The organism is Prosthecochloris marina (assembly GCF_003182595.1).
Classification (GTDB): Bacteria; Bacteroidota; Chlorobiia; order Chlorobiales; family Chlorobiaceae; genus Prosthecochloris; species Prosthecochloris marina.
In genome coordinates this window covers 82,589-100,793 of the sequence record NZ_PDNZ01000003.1, presented here as the reverse complement: position 1 = coordinate 100,793, position 18,205 = coordinate 82,589, and the positions used below count along the sequence as shown (strand labels likewise).

General features: G+C 46.4%; 17 protein-coding genes and 2 tRNA genes. 10 read left to right on the top strand and 9 right to left on the bottom strand.

Translation table 11 applies throughout. The annotated features are described in order from the left end of the window. Window positions 1-9: 9 nt before the first annotated feature. The 6 genes from panD to fni form a co-directional block, all read right to left on the bottom strand. The gene (panD, locus tag CR164_RS04740; protein ID WP_110022790.1) at window positions 10-393 is read right to left on the bottom strand and encodes an aspartate 1-decarboxylase; all 384 of its coding nucleotides are present in this window, start codon (window positions 391-393) and stop codon (window positions 10-12) included. A gap of 13 nt (window positions 394-406) precedes the next feature. Further along, window positions 407-955 carry an LPS export ABC transporter periplasmic protein LptC gene (lptC, locus tag CR164_RS04735; protein WP_110023044.1) on the bottom strand — a complete coding sequence of 183 codons (549 nt, stop codon included), beginning with the start codon at window positions 953-955 and terminating at the stop codon, window positions 407-409. A 51-nt stretch (window positions 956-1,006) separates the two neighbouring features. After that, window positions 1,007-1,504, bottom strand: coding sequence for an OmpH/Skp family outer membrane protein (locus tag CR164_RS04730; protein WP_239994462.1), 498 nt, complete (start codon window positions 1,502-1,504; stop codon window positions 1,007-1,009). A gap of 333 nt (window positions 1,505-1,837) precedes the next feature. Then, window positions 1,838-2,959 (bottom strand): DNA-processing protein DprA, encoded by a 1,122-nt coding sequence (dprA, locus tag CR164_RS04725; RefSeq protein WP_110022788.1) that lies wholly within the window; start codon window positions 2,957-2,959, stop codon window positions 1,838-1,840. After that, window positions 2,949-3,947 (bottom strand): polyprenyl synthetase family protein, encoded by a 999-nt coding sequence (locus CR164_RS04720; RefSeq protein ID WP_110022787.1) that lies wholly within the window; start codon window positions 3,945-3,947, stop codon window positions 2,949-2,951. The genes dprA and CR164_RS04720 overlap by 11 nt, the downstream gene beginning before the upstream one ends. A 7-nt stretch (window positions 3,948-3,954) precedes the next feature. After that, a complete protein-coding gene (gene fni, locus CR164_RS04715; protein ID WP_110022786.1) occupies window positions 3,955-5,028 on the bottom strand; it encodes a type 2 isopentenyl-diphosphate Delta-isomerase in 1,074 nt (357 codons plus the stop codon). Window positions 5,029-5,219: 191 nt separating this feature from the next. Here fni and CR164_RS04710 point away from each other — a divergent pair, with 191 nt between their 5' ends. Beyond that, window positions 5,220-6,488, top strand: a complete 1,269-nt coding sequence (locus CR164_RS04710) for an ABC transporter permease (RefSeq protein ID WP_110022785.1) — start codon at window positions 5,220-5,222, stop codon at window positions 6,486-6,488. A gap of 230 nt (window positions 6,489-6,718) precedes the next feature. Here the strand turns inward: CR164_RS04710 and CR164_RS04705 are convergent, their stop codons facing one another. Further along, entirely contained in the window at window positions 6,719-8,545 is a 1,827-nt protein-coding gene (locus tag CR164_RS04705) for an ABC transporter ATP-binding protein (RefSeq protein WP_110022784.1), read from the bottom strand. A gap of 19 nt (window positions 8,546-8,564) precedes the next feature. Next, window positions 8,565-9,974 (bottom strand): phosphoglucosamine mutase, encoded by a 1,410-nt coding sequence (glmM, locus tag CR164_RS04700; protein WP_110022783.1) that lies wholly within the window; start codon window positions 9,972-9,974, stop codon window positions 8,565-8,567. A gap of 480 nt (window positions 9,975-10,454) precedes the next feature. Here glmM and rpsT point away from each other — a divergent pair, with 480 nt between their 5' ends. From rpsT to CR164_RS04655, 9 genes are all read left to right on the top strand, one after another. After that, window positions 10,455-10,730 (top strand): 30S ribosomal protein S20, encoded by a 276-nt coding sequence (gene rpsT / locus CR164_RS04690; RefSeq protein WP_110022781.1) that lies wholly within the window; start codon window positions 10,455-10,457, stop codon window positions 10,728-10,730. Between the two features lie 112 nt (window positions 10,731-10,842). Further along, entirely contained in the window at window positions 10,843-11,445 is a 603-nt protein-coding gene (gene ruvA / locus CR164_RS04685; protein ID WP_110022780.1) for a Holliday junction branch migration protein RuvA, read from the top strand. A 38-nt stretch (window positions 11,446-11,483) separates the two neighbouring features. Further along, window positions 11,484-12,752, top strand: a complete 1,269-nt coding sequence (locus tag CR164_RS04680) for a bifunctional folylpolyglutamate synthase/dihydrofolate synthase (RefSeq protein ID WP_338053116.1) — start codon at window positions 11,484-11,486, stop codon at window positions 12,750-12,752. 123 nt (window positions 12,753-12,875) lie between these two features. Beyond that, window positions 12,876-13,223: a hypothetical protein gene (locus tag CR164_RS13055; RefSeq protein ID WP_161953480.1), complete on the top strand. Its 348-nt coding sequence runs from the start codon at window positions 12,876-12,878 to the stop codon at window positions 13,221-13,223. Between the two features lie 10 nt (window positions 13,224-13,233). Further along, window positions 13,234-14,523: a transcription termination factor Rho gene (gene rho / locus CR164_RS04675; RefSeq protein WP_110022779.1), complete on the top strand. Its 1,290-nt coding sequence runs from the start codon at window positions 13,234-13,236 to the stop codon at window positions 14,521-14,523. A gap of 245 nt (window positions 14,524-14,768) precedes the next feature. After that, window positions 14,769-14,841 (top strand) — tRNA-Lys (locus CR164_RS04670). Window positions 14,842-14,886: 45 nt separating this feature from the next. Then, window positions 14,887-14,968 (top strand) — tRNA-Leu (locus CR164_RS04665). A gap of 66 nt (window positions 14,969-15,034) precedes the next feature. After that, on the top strand, window positions 15,035-15,562 hold the full coding sequence (locus tag CR164_RS04660; RefSeq protein ID WP_110022778.1) for a TRAP transporter small permease subunit: 528 nt from the start codon (window positions 15,035-15,037) through the stop codon (window positions 15,560-15,562). A 6-nt stretch (window positions 15,563-15,568) separates the two neighbouring features. Continuing rightward, a complete protein-coding gene (locus CR164_RS04655; RefSeq protein ID WP_110022777.1) occupies window positions 15,569-16,888 on the top strand; it encodes a TRAP transporter large permease in 1,320 nt (439 codons plus the stop codon). Between the two features lie 113 nt (window positions 16,889-17,001). On the opposite strand, the gene CR164_RS04650 is transcribed toward CR164_RS04655, so the two are convergent. Further along, window positions 17,002-18,135, bottom strand: coding sequence for a TRAP transporter substrate-binding protein (locus CR164_RS04650; protein ID WP_110022776.1), 1,134 nt, complete (start codon window positions 18,133-18,135; stop codon window positions 17,002-17,004). Between the last annotated feature and the right edge of the window lie 70 nt (window positions 18,136-18,205).

Genomic DNA, 18,205 nt, shown 5'->3' with positions numbered 1-18,205 from the left:
ACATTCTTTCTACAATGGATTGTCTTCTTCGCCGACAAGGTGGCGGCGTTTGGGATTGTTGTGCTTGTCCACGATGAGAATCATGGGCTTGAAGGATTTTGCTTCTTCTGCTTCTATCTCTGCAAACGCCATGATTATTATCTCATCGCCAGGTAAAGCGCATCGTGCTGCGGCACCGTTCAACTGAATTTCCTTTGAACCCGGTTTTCCTTCTATGATATATGTTTCGAAGCGTACCCCGTTGTTATTGTTGACGCACAGAACCTTTTCATTGGGTAGCATATTTGCAAGTTCGAGCAGTTCGCTGTCTATAGTGATGCTGCCTTCGTATTCGAGGTCTCCGCTGGTTACGACTGCATTATGAATTTTTGATTTTAAAAGATGTAATCTCATTGAGTGGAAAAAATTAAAAATTGGACTCACCGCTTGCTTTGAAAATCGTATAATTTTTCAGGGATTCATCGCTTTCAAATCCGTATCCCCTGATGGTTTCATTCTGTTTCTGAATGACGACATATTTGTCAGACCATAGTTTTTTTTCGTCCGCAAGTCTTTTTATGTAATCTGTTCGTATGACAGTGCTTTCGGAAGTTATGACAACATTGTCGAAAGCTTCCATGTCATTGTTGTTATATACGGTCCCTTTGTCGGCAGTGAGAGTAGAGGACGACGTCCCGCTGCTATCAAAAAAAGTAATCTTTAGACCTTTATCGAGCTGACGGGTGATTATATCGTTTTTTTTATACTCTGCAAAATGACCTGCAGTTATAACTGCATGTATCCTGTCTTCTTTGAATATTGTCATGTTGACGTTCCAGCTTTCCTGGAGTGGTTGCTCTTCGCCAAGAAAACTGGTATCAGCTGCACGCTTTTCTGGTTGTGGTTCGGTGCAGCTGATACAGCATAATAAGAGGGTTAACCAAAAAGTTACCAGGATATAACGTAAAGAGAGCATTCCAATACGATCCTGAAATGAGCCTGCCAATTTCAAGCACTCGGTTCAGAATTATTTAAGCTGATCGATGACCTTGAACGTAATATCTGCAGACTTATCTCCGTAAACTACGGCCTGTTTGTCGATTATTACCGAAAAACCCTCTTTTTTAGCAACAGCCTGTACGGCATTGAGAAATTTCTGGCGGATTGGGGCAAAAAGTTCATTTTGCTTTTTTTCCATTGCTCCACCCGGACCAAACTTTTCCAATTGATACTTCTGTATGCTCTGGTATTTAAGGTTGAGGTCTTTTTCTTTTTGTTCTATAGCTGTTTTTGAAAGGGATTTTTTCTGTTTTTCATAGTCCGTTGCGGCGGTCTGGAAATCTTTTTTAAGCTTATCAAGGCCTTTTTGCCATTGCGTGCCTGTTGCTGTGAGTATGTTTTCAGCTTTCTTTTTTTCGGGCATCTGGTCCAAAACTTTTTGCGTATCGACGAGACCTGTCTTCTCGGTACCTGTCGCAGCAAGTGCTGAAGGTGCAACGGCAAGTACACTCAGAATCAAAATCATGATCATAGTTCGGGGTAGAGACGTAATTCTTGAATTTCTGGGCATCATTTTCATGGTTGAATTTCTTGTTTTGGTTGAATGGTTTCGTGCAGCATCTCCTTGTCACGGTTTTTCAAAGGTAACAATTCCCCTATAAAAAACTACGCCTGAATGCCATGACAGGTGGTAAAACCGACTGAGCCGCCTGTTGGCGCTGCTGCTTAAGGTTATGACGTCAAATCAAGCAAGAACATGTGCCGGTATTGAAACGTAAGGTTTTATTATCGAAAACTGCTTTTCGAAGTTGTTCGGTTTGCTTTTCCTCATGTGTGGCCCGAAGCTTTGGTTCTTGCTTCAGATGCTTTTTCTGAACATCTGTCCGGGTTGCTGTTCGGCCAGTTGCTTCAGCTCGAGCTCGAAGAGAAGTACAAGAAGCATCGAGGGATCCATGGCTGTTTTTTCTGCAAGTACATCTATGTGTACGGGGTTATCATCCAAATGATCGAAAATGGCTTTTTCTTCCGGTGTTATGGGGGGCTCCTTTGTTTCAACGAAGTTTCGGGCACGACTTCCTTGAGGGCCGGGACAGAGTTCTGCAATAATGTCGTCTGCTGTAGTGACAAGTTTTGCTTGACCGTTTTCAATCAGAGCGTTTGTTCCAGCCGAGGTCTTTGAGAAGATACTGCCCGGAACGGCAAAAACATCCCTGTTCTGGTCCAAGGCATACGATGCTGTGATCAATGAGCCGCCTTTTTTGTCCGATTCAACGATCAATGTTCCCTTTGAGAGTCCTGCTATAAGACGGTTTCTTTTAGGGAATTTCGCAGGTGTAATGGTGCTTTCAAGCCATTCTTCCGAAACTATGGCACCTTGCTCGATCATGCGTGGCCAGATGTTGCCTGTAGGGTCCGTATGAGGGTTGTCCACTCCTCCTGCCAGAACGGCAATTGTTTTACCCTGATGTTCCAGTGCAGCTTTATGGGCAGCAGTATCAATCCCGTAGGCAAATCCGCTGACGATGGTGAACCCTTCGGCTACAAGGCCGCTGCATATGTGTTCGACAACTTTTCTGCCATATTGGGTTGCCTTTCTTGTACCGACTATTGAAATACAGGGGGCGTGTGCGGCTTCTATATTTCCACGTATAAAAAGGTACGGTGGTGGATCGTAGATTTCTCTGAGAAATGGCGGATACGATGGATCTTCGAGGGTGATGAGGTTTGCTTGATAGCGGTCGAGCAGAGAAAGTTGTTGTTCCGCTGACTTTTTTGCTTGGTCGAGAGCATGAGAATTATGAAAAAATCCGACGATGGTTTCTGCGATTTTTGTTCCTATGCCCGGAACATGGGCTAAATCTTCAATCTTTGCATCAAAGATTGAAGAGCCGCCAATATGCTTTTGGAGTATGTTTATTCTTGCCGGGCCAAGACCAGGGATTTGCGATAGGACAAGAAGAATGGTTGGGTCAGAAATCACGCTTCATGAGTTTGAGAGCAAAACCTTTGAGATATTCCCTGCCTTCATCATAAGGCAGGGTTTCGACGGCAGAGAGCGCAGCTTCCGTGTCGGCATTGATCAGTTCCCTTGCTTCGTCAAGCACTCCGCATCGTTCATAAATTCCCCTGATTTCCGGGACTCTTTCGGGTGAAATGCCATTATTGTTGATAACGGACTGTAAGAGATTCTTTTCTGAGTCGGTTGCCAAATCGAGGGAACGGAGGAGCAGATATGTTTTTTTACCGTTGATCACATCTCCACCTGGCACTTTTCCTGATTTACCATCCTCGGCCATAATATCGAGATAGTCATCCTGTACCTGAAAGGCTCGCCCGATTTTGTTTCCGAAAATCACCAGCTTTTCAAGTTGCTCAGAGGTACCATCGCCGACAATACCGCCTGCCTCGAGTGATGCGGATATAAGCCGTCCTGTTTTTTTTGATATCATATCGAGGTAATCGGTGATAGTGGCATCTTTACGTTGCTCCAGTTCCATGTCGATTGCCTGTCCCTCACAAATGGTGATGTTCGCATCATTGAGAATATGAACAAGTTCGTTATGCCGCGACGTTTTTGTCTGTAAAGCATATTCATAAGCAATTGCGATCATCATGTCGCCCGATAAGATTGCTGCGGTAGAATCCCATTTGGTATGAACTGTCGGCCTTCCGTGACGGAGGTCGGCCTGATCCATGATGTCGTCATGTACAAGGGTAAAATTGTGGAGAATCTCGATTGCAAGTGCAGTGTGTATCGCATTTACGCTCGATCCGCATACCGCTTCAGAGGCGAGAAGTGTAAGGAAGGGGCGAATTCTTTTTCCTTTGCCTGCCAGAATATATTTGGCGGGTGCATAAAGGCTTTCAGGAGTGTTGTTGGTAAAGCAGTTGTCCAGTGCGTCGTTGATACGTTTATGATACTGCTGGTATTTTTGTTCAACCTGTTCTGATGTTACACTGATATTCATTACGGCACTATCCTTTTTTTAACGAAATGAGGGTTTTTTGCAGTTGTGTTATGTTTTTTGCTCCCGTGAGAAACATCACGGCCCTGAGGTCGTTCATCCATGTGAGAATGGTTTTTTCAAGCCTGGAATCATGAAGTGCTTTGAGCATCATACCTGCAGATGCACAAATCTCAGCGCCAAGAGCAATTGCCTTCGCAATATCGAGACCATTGGAAATACCGCCCGATGCAATAACTTTGATGTGTTGGTACTGCTTTTTATCCTCTTTAAGTGCGGCGATATCGGTAAGGCACTGTGCAGTTGGTATGCCCCAGTTGAGCAGCTCCCGGAGGACCGAGGGGCTGAAACGGTTTTCATGCTGAAATTGCTCCAGATAACGTTCTTCTTCAACCTTCTGCCAACTGATTCCCCCTGCTCCGGCAACGTCGATAGTCTGAACTCCGGCATCGGCAAGTGCGGCTGCAGTTGCCGATGAAATGCCACAGCCGACTTCTTTAGCTATAACCGGGGCATCGATCGCGCATGTCAGTTGCTGTAGTTTCTTCAGGAAGTTTTTGAAATTGGTATTTCCTTCCGGCTGAAAAAGTTCCTGGGCAGGGTTGAGATGGACAATCAGGCCATCTGCATCGATAATGTCGATAAGAAGGTTGATTTCTTGGTTCGTAAGGCCTTTTGCAACCTCGGGTGCACCGATGTTGGCCAGTATGGGGATGGATGGAGCAAACTGACGAACGACACTGAAGCTTTGCCTGTATGAAGCGTTTTCGAGTGCCTGGCGCATGCTGCCTATTGCGAGTGGGATATTCAGCTTTTCCGCTGTTTGTGCAAATGAACGGTTGAGATGCTTGGCTTTACCGTATCCACCTGTCATGGAGGAGATCATAAAGGGGTATGATATCCGGTGACCGAACATGTTTGTAGACAGGTCTATTTCGTTGTGATTTATTTCAGGAGCAGCATTGTGCGTAAACTCATAGTGCTCGAAACCGGTTGTTTTACTGTCGAAATAAACCATTTTATTGAGGCAGGTTTCGACATGGCTTTGCTTGCGATCTACCGTTATGGTTTTAGATTCATTCATCGTCTTTTCTGGTAATGAAGACGGTTTGTTTGTATTCGCACCGTGCAAAATGTATAACTTACAATGTAATAATATATCCCTAAATCAAGCGTTTCAGCTGGTGCTTAAATAACGATACTTTTTAAAAACTCAAGTTACTTGCTGGCCGTATTTGCTGCGAGTATTTTCTGCCTGTATTTTTATCTTAACCCATGGTCAGGACCCTTTTTTCCATAGCACTACGCCATCTTTTTGGACGGAAAAGACAGTCCTTGACAACCATTGCGGGTGTTGCAGTCAGTACAATGGTTCTGATTACAACAATTTCATTGACAAGAGGGCTCCTGGATTCTTTTGTTGTAACTATTGTCGATGTTGCACCGCATATAATAATCGAAGGCAAGCCCATCGAGTCTCTACCGGTTGATCTTCTGAGCGATGCAGAGGTGCAACGCCATGCTTTTGTCGATGAAAATATACAAAAAGAAGAACGCGATGAAGTGCGTAATTATCGACAGGTTCTGGAGGTTCTCGATTCAAAACAGTATGCCGGAGAGGTGGTGGCCGTATCACCCTTTATCGAGTCCAGGGTGATTGTGATAAAAGGCAACAAGAGTCAGCCGATATCCATGAAAGGAGTTGTGATAGAGCGGGAAAATGCGATCAGTGGTATCGAGGACAAACTGACGGCTGGAGATCTTGCGTTTTTTGAAACGACACCCAATGCTCTTCTCGTAGGAAGAACTGTGGCTATGGATATGGGGCTGGAGCTGCATGATGAAGTGTCTGTTGTGCCGGTTTCAGGCCCTGTCCGGCAGTGTAAGGTAGCCGGTATTTTTTTCTCAGGTGTAAATGCTATCGACAATACGGTTTTTGTATCGCTCAAGTTCGGTCAAATCCTTGAAAATCTTCCGGCAGACAAGGTTTCCGGGATAGGGGTCAAGGTTGTTGATCCTCTTGCCAATGAGCCGCTTGCAGGAGTTCTTGAGCGAGTTACGGGTTATAATTGTGTTACATGGCAGGAAGATAATGCCAGTGTTCTTTCTCTCTTCAATCGTATAGGTTTCATTGTTTTTTCCCTTGTCGCTTTTGTCGGAGTGGTTTCCGGTTTCGGAGTGGCGAATATTCTGGTGACGACGGTTTTTGAAAAAAGCCGCGACATTGCGATCATGAAATCTTACGGATTTTCAGCAGGATCGCTTGTTGGTATGTTTATTCTCGAAGGTTTTTTGGTCGGTTTTGCCGGAACTCTTGCGGGAGGTGTGCTGGCAACGGGTTCGATCAATCTTCTTGCACATATTCCGGTTGAGACATCTCAGGGGCCGCTTACCAAAACCGGTTTCAGCATGTCATGGAACCCGCTGTACTTCTTGTTCGTGATGTTGTTGACGGTTTTCATAAGCACCATCGCCGCAACTATTCCTTCCACACGAGCGGCAAAACTCGAGCCGGTTGAGGTGCTGCGCGACAGCAGCCTCTAGAAAGCCTCTATTAATCTGTTGCGCAACCTGATTACTTCGTTAGGCGGTGCTCGAAATCCTCGTGTACTTTGTGTACACGGTGGTTTCTGCGCTCCGTCGGCCTCGTACTCAGGTTGCTCACAACAATTTATAGAGGCGTTCATCGTTTGTTTACTGTTTTCGTGGCTACTGTACACTATACACGCAGTCACCTTTCAACAGCTCAACAAAAAACAACACTCCACTGATTATTACCCTGTCTGCAGGTGTATCTTTTCGGGGTGCTGCAGGAGGTAGAGCTTGTAATAGAGGCCTTTTTTAGCAAGCAGTTGCTGATGTGAACCGCTTTCCTTGATGGTGCCTTTGTGCATGACGATAATCCTGTCGGCATGCTGTACTGTCGAAAGGCGGTGTGCAATGATGATCGATGTGCGGTTTTTCATGAGGTTTTCGGTCGCGGCTTCGATGAGCTGTTCCGTTTCAGTATCAACTGAACTGGTTGCCTCGTCGAGGACAAGTATCTCCGGATTGTAAAGCAGGGCGCGTACAAAAGCGATAAGCTGTTTCTGGCCTGCAGAAAGTCCCGATCCGTTTTCATTGACCCGATACTCGTAACCTCCTGGCAGTTTTCCAATGAAACGATCGGCACCGACAGTTTTAGCGGCGTTGTGGATTTCTTCATCGGAAGCACGAGGGTTGCCGAACGAGAGATTTTCCCGGATGGTACCCGAAAAAAGAAAAACATCCTGCATAACGACGCCGACTATCTTTCGAAGTGATTGTTCCGGTATTTGTGACAGCTCGATGCCGTCGATTGTAATCGAACCTTTACGCTGATAGTACAGTTTCGAAAGAACATTGATGATGGTGGTTTTACCGCTTCCTGTCGAACCCACAATGGCGATCTTTTCTCCGCGTTTTACTTTGAAAGAAATGTCTTTGAGTATCCAGTTATCGTTGTTGTAGGCGAACCAGACGTTCGTAAAGACGATTTCATTCCGAAAAGACTCGATTGCCCGGGGGTTTTCGGGTTCTGCAGCCATATCCTTTTCTTCAAGGAGTCTGAAGATGCGGTCTGAGCTCGCGAGTGCCGTCTGAAGAATATTGAATCGGTCGGAAAGATGTTGAAGAGGGCGAAAAAAAAGCCAGATGTATTGCACAAAAGAGATAACGATGCCAAGCGTGATATCTCCTTTCAACATGCGTACCCCGCTATACCAGATCACAAGTCCTGCGGCTATGGAACTGAGCAGTTCGATGAGTGGGTAGTATACCGAAAAGTAGAAAACGGTTTTGATATTGGCATTCCGGTATTCCTTGTTGATTGAAACATGTTTTTTGTATTCGCTCTCTCCCCGGTCGAAGAGCTGGACGATGTTGATACCTGAAACATGTTCCTGAAAAAAAGAATTGAGCCTGGCCAGGTGTCCTCTCACATCCTGAAAAGCCTTTCGAACTTTGCTTTTGAAGGTAAGCGTCGCATAGATCATCAAGGGAAGAATGCTTAAAACAATGAGTGTCAGCTCCCAATCGATGAAAAACATGAGTAGAACGATAAACAAGAGCTGCATAACATCGCCGATGATCGTCACGACACCGCTCGAAAGCATCTCGTTGAGTGCTTCGACGTCATTGGTGGCTCTTGTGATGAGCCTGCCTGCCGGATTTCGGTCGTAGAATCTGATAGAAAGTTTCTGCAGATGCCGAAAAATATCCAGTCTGAGAGTAAGAACGGCTTTCTGACCGATAAGCTGTGTGAGATAGGTCGCTACATATTGTTTCAGGCCATCCAAGAGTATTATCCCCAGTAATATGAGGCTTATCAGCGCGAGTCCGTTGATGTTGCCCTGCGCAATGTAGTCGTCAATGGCCAGTTTGGTAATATATGGCCTCAGGGGACCGAGAACCGAACCAGCAAGGGTTATGACGATTGCCCAGGAAAGCAGTCCCTTGTATGGCTTGACGTATGAAAGGAGTCGTGAGATGATGTAACGGTCATTGGATTTCTTGCCACCGCTCGAAAGCAGTTCGTCTTTTTGTTGCTGAAATCCCTTTTTCGTGCCTTTCTCGTCGTTCATATAATCTATTCTTGTGCTGTCACAATGTATCGATTCTCGAACTGATTTCCCGGAGGAATGTTTCGGCCAGCTTTTCCGCCCGTTCCATACTTTTTGCTTCAGTATATATTCTAAGAATCGGTTCAGTGTTTGACGGTCTTATATGTACCCACTCTTCAGGAAAATCAAGTTTTATACCGTCCTCTGTATTGATTGAAGCTTCAGGGTATGCTGATGCAATCGTCAATAACTGGTCCTGTAGGTTTTCCGGTTTGTCGGCGAGCCGGACCTTTTGTTTTGCCATAAAATAATCCGGGTATTGTTTTCTGAAACCGGAAAGTGTGCTGTTTACGGGATCTTTTTCTCGCCACTCGGCAAATGCCTGGAGCATGAGGGCTATACCCGCGAGCGCATCTCTCCCGTAATGTAGTTCGGGAAGAATGATTCCTCCATTGCCCTCTCCTCCGATTACAGCGTTTCGTTCTTTCATCACTGTAACCACGTTCGCTTCACCCACCTTGGCACTGAAGCAGGTCTGTCCGTGATTTTTCGCTACATCCCGAAGCGCCCTGGTGCTTGAAAGGTTGTTCACTACGGTTCCCGGTTTGTACCGCAGATAAAAATCAGCACAGACTACCAGTGAGTATTCTTCACCGAAAAGGGTCCCGTCTTTACATATCAGCGCCAGCCGGTCGACATCGGGATCGACAACTATTGCAAAATCGCACTGTTTTTTCTTCAGGCTGTCGACGGTCTCGACGAGATTCTCTGCAAGGGGTTCGGGGTTTCTGGGAAAAATGCCGGTTCCGTTACAAGAGATGGTTTCGATCTCTTCGACTCCCAGCTGTCGGCATAGTTCAGGTACGATCGATGAGCCGGCTCCTTCAACTGCATCTATGAGAACTCTGAAACGCTGTTCCGCAATTTGTTCCCTGTCGATACAGGGGAGCGACAGGATTCTCCTGATATGCTCTCCGTCATAATCGTGTTTTTGCTCCAATGAGCCAACATGCTTCCAGTCGGCAACCGTGAACTGTTTTTTCCTGAAAATATCAAGTAACTGCTGAACGGCGTTTTCATCGAGAAACTCTCCTTTTCTGTCGAGCAGTTTCAACGCATTCCACTCAACCGGATTATGCGAAGCTGTGACTATAATACCGCCATCAGCCTTTTCCGCAGCTGTGGCAATTTCAACGGTTGGGGTAGTTGCCATACCGACATCGATGACATCGCAGCCGCAGAGAGTCATTGCGCTGCTGACAAGGGTTGCAATAGCGTGCCCGGTTGGGCGGGTATCTCTTCCGATAACGATTTTCGGAGTGAAATTTTCGTCCTTACCCTGTTTATGCAGCAGCGTTGCAAAAGCTTGTGAAAAAGCTACAAGGTTCGCAGGTGAAAGGCTTTCTCCAACGATGCCTCGGATGCCCGATACGCTTATCATTAAGCTCATGAGGGTTGTAATATTTGTTTAGATTGGATGTGTTTGTCTTTTGCTTTTCATTCCGGATTCTGTTGAACCTGACAGAGTGATGGCTGAAATAGTTGTTGATGTGCTGAATGCGCATGAAGTGTTTGACAGCGGACTGAGGCAATATAGTGAAAAGTCCTTGAACGTGGCCACTATGAATTTGCTTTACATGCCGGTCGCTTTGTCGGGCGGATCAGGTAGAAAGGGGTTCACGACAAAATTTGTAGAGGTACTTGTAACGTGCGCTTGGGTTCCCGGTTTGAAAATACTGAAATCGAGATTTGGGTTTTGGAATAAGAAAACGCTTTTATATATTTAAGGCCTTTTATCCAGGTTTTGATACAAGGGTTCCGGAGAACGGGAAACACAGTCTTACCACTAAGAGATTTTCGGTCAGGCAACATACTGTTCGATGCTGCCCGATATCGCAATATTAGCTATTACTTATAAAAGTTACGTTTTATGCCATTACACAAGTCAGCTGAAAAAAGGCTCCGTCAGTCTGCACGGCGCAACGAAAGAAACAGGGCAAGAAAAAAAGAGCTGAAAGTGCTTTTGAAGAATGTCCAAAAGCTGATAGACACCAATGCTGAGAAAAGTGAAGTTGAGGCTGCGTATCGTTCGGCTATTCAGAAACTTGACAGGCTGGGGGTGAAGCGCTATATTCATCCTAACAAAGCCTCGAGAAAAAAATCGCAGCTTTCGAGGATGCTCAACAAATACTTGACGGCGGAGTAGTATTTTTTGCCCCCTCTTTTTTTTGTGCGTTGTCATTCTTCTTTTATGATATTCGGTAACGTTCTTTGCCTACGAGGCAGTTGGAGTAGCGGCCGGATCCATAGATATTCTAATGTTTGCATATTTTCGTGGAGAGTTGGTTGAAGCTTTTCCGGATGAGGTAGTTGTTGACGTTGCCGGTGTGGGCTATCGCTTGCTTATTTCTTCAGCCACGTATCATCAGCTTCCTGAACCGGGGGGATCTGTGCGGGTCTTGGCGCATCTGCATGTCAAAGAAGACCTGATGCAGCTTTATGGCTTTTTTGATGAGGAAGAGCGTCAGCTTTTCAGGTTACTGCTCTCTATTTCTGGAGTTGGGCCAAAGCTTGCACTTGCTATTCTTTCCGGATTGCAGGTCCAGGAAATACAGGAAGCAATCGTGTCTAACATGCCGGAAAGGCTTTTTGAGATTTCTGGCGTCGGGAAAAAAACAGCAGCGAGAATTGTTCTTGAATTGCGGGACAGAATACTCAAGCTTCGGCCGTCGGGGGGGGCGAAACCATCATCAACCCTATCGAAAAATTCCTTGCGAGATGATGCTCTGAACGCTTTGTTGACGCTCGGTTTTTCAAGATCCGTCGCTATGAAGGCGGTCATCGAATCGCAGGCGCATCTTGAAAATCCGCAGGTCGAGGATCTGGTTAGAGAGTCATTGCTTGCCATTCGGACTTCTTAATCGGCTTTACAAGGAATCATATGAGGTTAGAGTGAGTGATGTATCAGGATGCAATTGATTTTCTTTTTCCTCTTCATCGGTTCGGTATGAAGCCTGGACTGGAAAGAGTGCTTAAGCTTTTGCATGCGGCCGGTGAACCGCAGAAGCGCCTGGGACGGGTTGTTCATATAGCAGGTACTAACGGAAAAGGTGCCGTAGCCAGTTCGTTAGCAGCAATATGCTGTGCGGGTGGATATAGTACCGGGTTGTACACTTCACCTCACCTTCTATCATATACCGAACGTATCCGCGTCAATGGTGACATGATCTCTGAATCGCAGATCGCAGAATATTGTTCGGTACTCAAGGACGATATTACCGAGGGAAATGCGACGTTTTTTGAGGCTACGACAGCAATCGCGTTTATGTATTTCTGCGCCATGCAGGTGGATGTGTCGGTTATTGAAACCGGTATGGGCGGCAGACTGGATGCGACGAATGTGGTTGAGCCCGATCATGTTATCATACCGAGTATAAGTGAAGATCATACCAGCTGGCTTGGTGAAACGATTGGCGAAATAGCAACTGAAAAAGCCGCTATTATCAAAAAAGGAGCAAGTGTTTACACGGCTGTAGAGGACCCTGAGGCACTTAAGGTAATTCTTGATCGTGCCGATGTTGTTGGCGCAAAAGTAAGACTACTTAAGGAATCGGCTGAGTGCGTTGTTCATGGTGCCGGAGTAGGAAGGCTTGAATTTTCACTCAAGGCTCCCGGGTTGAATATGAGAAACCTCGTGGCTCCCGTGACCGGTGATTTTCATGCGTCCAACCTTTCGCTTGCTGTTTTGGCGGCCAGCGAGGCTGGAATAGATGAACCTGCAATCAGGCAGGGATTGTTGTCGATGCGGCGGTTCGGTTACAGGGCAAGGCTTGAACGTTTATCCAAACAGCCTGACGTACTGCTCGATGTTTCGCATAATCCTGCCGGGATTGAAAAAAGTGTTCAAACCCTGTGCGCCATGCGAGGTGTTTACCGTAATATCATCGTTCTGTTGGGACTGGTCCACGATAAGGAGGCGGGAAAAATTGTCCGGTACTTGAAAAGGTTGACATCAGATGTAATAACCGTTGATCTTCTTACTGAAAGGGGGATGACCGCTATCGAGCTTGGAGATCTGTGCAGGGATGAAGGATTGCAGGTGACCGTTACGGCATCAGTTCGTGAAGCGCTGGGTGCTGTCGATTGTAAGGCAGAAAAAGAGGATCTTGTCCTGATTACCGGCTCATTTTATCTGGCAGGAGAGGTTTTGGGCGTTTTGGGTTATTGAATATGCTGGTATTGTAACGTATTTACAGGTATTGCATGGACACCTTGAAATATCTTATTAACAACAGGTTTGCTATGGTTCGGCGTGAGAGCTTTTGGCAGATCAATCCCAAGGAAGACTGTCATGAGGTTGCCGCTTGTTGTCTTGAACGGCATACTGACCGCTTTTTTTCAGGATTCAGGAAAAGTTGTATATTTAAATGATATTTTCATGCTCCAGCTATCACGCTTCCGTGTTTCAGGGTTGCGGCCATCACATGAGTCAGAAATTCACCAAGGCCTATTTTCAACGTTACAACTTCCGTTTATAGCTTCTTTTCAGGCTGTTATAGCACATCGCAGCGCTTTTTATTCCATGAGTACCGCTTTTATTTTAATGCATGGTTTACATGGTTTAACACCCGGATGTTATCCCGATACCTCTATCCGCTTCAGACAAGCCTTGTGTTTTTGTAACCATAATAAGAGATGAATAAATCATAATGTCGAACAATTCAGTTACTAAAGGTCTGGACATCAACATGCTCCAGAAAAAGAAGGTTCATGAGTTGAATGCTTTAGCCAAAGAGATAGGTGTTGTTACAGCAGGATTACGAAAGGAGGAATTGATATACAAAATAATCGAGGCGCAGTCCCAGAAAGGAAGTAATGCGGAAAACGGTCGGGTGATGGTCAATACCGGAGTGCTTCAGGTTATTCCGGAAGGGTATGGGTTTCTTCGTTCTGCCAATTACAACTATTTGTCATCTCCCGATGACATTTATGTTTCACCTTCCCAGATCAAGCGTTTCAATATGAGGACCGGTGATACCGTGTCCGGGCAGGTTCGTGCCCCGAAAGAAGGCGAAAGGTTCTTTGCGCTGTTGAAAATCAATACGATTGACGGCAAGGATCCCGAGATTACAAGGGAACGGCCGTTTTTCGATAATCTTACTCCGCTGTTTCCGCGCGAGCGCCTGAGGCTCGAGACTACGCAGAACGAATATTGCGGAAGGATTATGGATATTTTTACTCCTATCGGGAAAGGGCAGAGAGGGTTGATCGTTGCACAGCCCAAGACCGGTAAGACGATGTTGCTACAGACGGTTGCGAATGCGATTATCAAAAACCATCCCGAGGTTTATCTTATCGTTCTGCTTATTGACGAGCGCCCTGAAGAGGTTACCGATATGGAAAGAAGCGTTCCGGCAGAAGTGGTGAGTTCCACCTTTGACGAAGACCCTGAACGCCATGTACAGGTTGCCGATATGGTGCTCGAAAAGGCAAAGCGTCTTGTTGAAGTCGGGACTGATGTTGTTATACTGCTTGACTCGATAACCCGCCTTGCAAGGGCACATAATACCATTATACCCCATTCAGGTAAAATCCTTTCGGGTGGAATCGATGCAAATGCGCTGACTAAGCCGAAGAGATTTTTCGGTGCGGCAAGAAATATTGAAGAGGGGGGAAGTCTCACCATCATCGCGACGGCGCTTGTCGATACCGGTTCGAGAATGGACGATGTTATTTTCGAGGAATTCAAGGGAACGGGTAACATGGAGCTTGTTCTTGACAGACGCCTTTCGGAGCGTCGTATTTTCCCGGCTATTGATATTTTACGTTCAGGCACCAGGAAAGAGGAGCTGCTTTTTTCTCAGGAAGAGCTTTCGAGGACATGGCTTTTGCGAAAATATCTTGCTGATAAGAATCCGATTGAGTGCATGGAGTTCATGCGTGAAAAGATCGTTGAGACAAGGGACAACAAGGAGTTTTTCAAGTATATGAATGCTTGATTCCAGATGTTTTTACGGCCTTTTTCAACAAGAGGTTTGCTTTTTATGAATGGGGGCCGTATATTAATGGCCTTTAAAACAAGAGTAAAGTCATTTAATATATGCCTTGCGGAAAGAAAAGAAAACGTCATAAAATGGCGGTACACAAGCGCAAAAAGATGCGTCGCAAAAATCGTCATAAGAAGCGCTTGAGATACCAGAACAAGTAGTAAGCTGGTAAGATTCTGTTTTAAGGATGTTCGGTTGAGAATATAGCTCAGTTGGTAGAGCAACTGCCTTTTAAGCAGTGGGTCGAAGGTTCGAGTCCTTCTATTCTCACAAAATCGGTACTATGTAGTGAAAGTGGTGCCGGTTTTTTTTAAGGCCCGAGTGGTGGAATTGGTAGACACACTATCTTGAGGGGGTAGCGCCGAAAGGTGTAGGAGTTCGAATCTCCTCTCGGGCACGAGGTATTTTTAGGGGCCGCTTTATGCGGCTTTTTTTATGTACCCTTTAAACCCAGCATCAATCAGTGCGGTTTTTGAGAGCATATATCCGTGCAATCGATGTCCTGACAGAACGTACAGGTCATGCAGTCAGTTGGTTGGCGCTGCTTCTGGTCTTGGTCGTTGTCTACGATGTCTTTACCCGTTACGTGCTTTCATTGAGCAGTGTTGCCGTTCAGGAGCTTGAATGGCATATTTTTTCGCTGTTGTTTCTTCTCTCCGCTGCCTACACGTTGAAACATAACAAGCACGTCAGGGTCGATGTGCTCTATGTTCGGTTGACCGAAAAACAGCGTGCGATTGTCAACATTGTCGGCGGGGTACTGTTTCTTCTCCCTTTCACATGCATTGTCGTGTTTGCTTCATGGTCGTTTGTAAGCAATTCTTTTTTTATTCTCGAGTCGTCACCGGATCCTGGAGGGCTTCCTTACCGTTTTCTGCTGAAAGCAGCTATCCCTCTTGGTTTCGTGCTTTTTATGATTCAGGGGGTTGCGGAAGTTTTTCGTTCCATTCTTGTAATAGCCGATAAGACGGATAAAACAGGTGGAGAGTAATTAGTGATGGAGATTCTTCCATTCATCATGTTTGCCGCAGTATTTCTTCTTCTGCTGCTTGGGTATCCGGTTGCCTTGACGCTCGGGGGCGTTTCAGTCATTTTCGGGGTTTTGACTTTCGGGTTTGATTTTTTTGCCCTGCTGCCGCTCAGGATATGGGGGACGATGACGAACTATGTGCTTCTGGCGGTTCCTCTGTTTGTTTTTATGGGGGTCATGCTCGAGAAATCCGGAATTGCCGAAAAACTTCTGGAAACGATGGGAATGCTTTTCGGTCGTTTTCGAGGTGGGTTGGCGATTGCGGTCGTTATCGTCGGAACGCTTCTTGCTGCGTCGACAGGCATTGTTGGAGCAACCGTTGTGACCATGGGGCTGATGAGCCTGCCAGCAATGCTCAAAAGAGGATACGATCCCGAGCTTGCTACCGGGACGATTGCCGCGTCGGGTACACTTGGCCAGATCATTCCGCCAAGTATCGTGCTGGTTCTCCTTGGCAGCATACTCAATGTTTCGGTAGGGGACATGTTTGTCGGTGCAATGGTGCCTGGCTTGCTTCTCGTCTTTTTGTACTTGCTTTACATTACTTTGCTTGGTGCTATTCGTCCGGGGCTGATGCCGGCGATTCCGGTTGCAGAGATTCGGGCGTTCAAGGGGGGAACTCCCTGGAGAACCGTTATCGAGGCTTTTGTAATTCCTTTTACGCTGGTTATCGCGGTACTCGGCTCTATTTTTGCTGGGATCGCGTCGCCGACAGAAGCTGCCGCCATAGGGGCTTTTGGTGCTCTCTTGTTGACGTTTTTTCAGCGTAAATTATCTTTCGATGTCTTGAAATCCGTGATGCAGGAGACGACGTGGCTGACTTCGATGGTGTTTATCATTCTTGCCGGAGCGAGTGCGTTCAGCCTCGTGTTCAGAGGTATGCACGGGGATCGTTACCTCTCCGAAATGATTGTCCAGGCAAATTTTCAGCCAGAACTGTTTCTGGCAATCGTCATGATCGGGGTGTTTATTGCAGGCTTTTTCATCGATTTTATCGAGATCATTTTTATCGTTGTTCCTGTTGTGGCTCCGATATTCACGGCTTTCGGTGTGGACCTTTTGTGGGTGGGTGTGCTGCTTGCCATGAACCTTCAAGCTTCTTTTCTGACCCCTCCTTTCGGGTTTTCCCTGTTCTATCTCAAAGGTGTCACTCCGAAAGAAGTGACTACCGGTCATATCTACCGTGGGATCATACCGTTCATTATCATTCAGCTGTTTATGCTGGTACTGATCATTTTGTTTCCCGAACTGGTTACCTGGTTGCCCGATCTCTTGTCAGGAAGATAGCCTTGGAAAACCTGTTTCGGTCATTTACGGGCCTGCCCTGTGAAAAGAGGTGCTTCATTATTTCACAGGGCGACATGACGTTTTGATTATGCTGAGCCGAGCAGCAATTGTGCTTACAAGTTTTGCGTGTAGTATATTTTTTCCGAAATGTTCGCCCATGGCGTAATCTGGTTCCGGAAAGAGGAATAGGCGTCGTAAACCTTTTTGCTTTGGGGGTCGCTGCCGACAATTTCGTCGATAACCTCTTTTGAAAAGGTACGTAACTGTTCGAGCACTTCGGAAGGGAGTGGTCTCAGATCCACTTTTTCCTCATTGACGAGTTTCTGAAGGTAAATATTGTTTTTGGACTCGAACTCGCAGAGTATCCAATGATGTACCCGTGCTGCCGCGTTGCGAACAATGTGCTGCAAATCGGAAGGGAGTTTCGAAAAAGCTCCTTTATTGATAAAAAACTCGAAGTTCGTTCCAGGTTCTTGCCAGCCGGGGTAATAGTAGTAGCGGGCTACTTTGTAGAAGCCCATCATATAATCGTGATATGGCCCTATCCACTCGGTAGCATCGATGACTCCCCTTTCAAGATTGGTGTAGATTTCTCCACCGGCTGACAGGATTGCCGAGCCTCCGGCTTTGGATATTACCTTACCGCCAAGGCCGGGGATCCTCATTTTCAGTCCTTTGAGGTCATCGACCGAGTTGATCTCCTTGTTGAACCATCCGCACATCTGTATTCCTGTATTGCCTCCTGGAAAAGGGTACAGATTGAACGGGGCATAGACTTCCTCCCACAGTTCGAGTCCGTCACCGCCTATGAGCCAGGCATTCATTTGCTGCGGGTTCATGCCGAATGGAACAGCCGCGAAAAACTGTGCTGCAGGGGCTTTGCCCGCCCAGTAATATGAGGCGCCATGGCCTACTTCAGCGGTGCCCTGGCTGACAGCATCGAAGGCTTCCAGTGCCGGGACCAGTTCGCCTCCGCCGTAAACCTGAATATCAAGGCGTCCTTCGGACATTTCCCGTACCCACTGAGCGAACAGTTTCGAACCATCCTGGAGTACGGGAAATGTCGGCGACCAAGTAGTCAGCATTTTCCACCGGAATTTCTTGCCGGTATGTACGGCAGGTGCATCTGCAGACTCGGATGCAGGTTTGCTGCACCCTGTATTGAAAAAAGGAGCACTCAAGGCGAGCGATGCTGCTCCCGCTTGTAACGAGCGTTTCAAAAAATCTCGTCTGGAATTGTCTTTCATTGGCCACGATGGTTTAACGAGTTGTTTGGATTATCAGCAATAACGTTATACAATAATGTAAAATACTTTT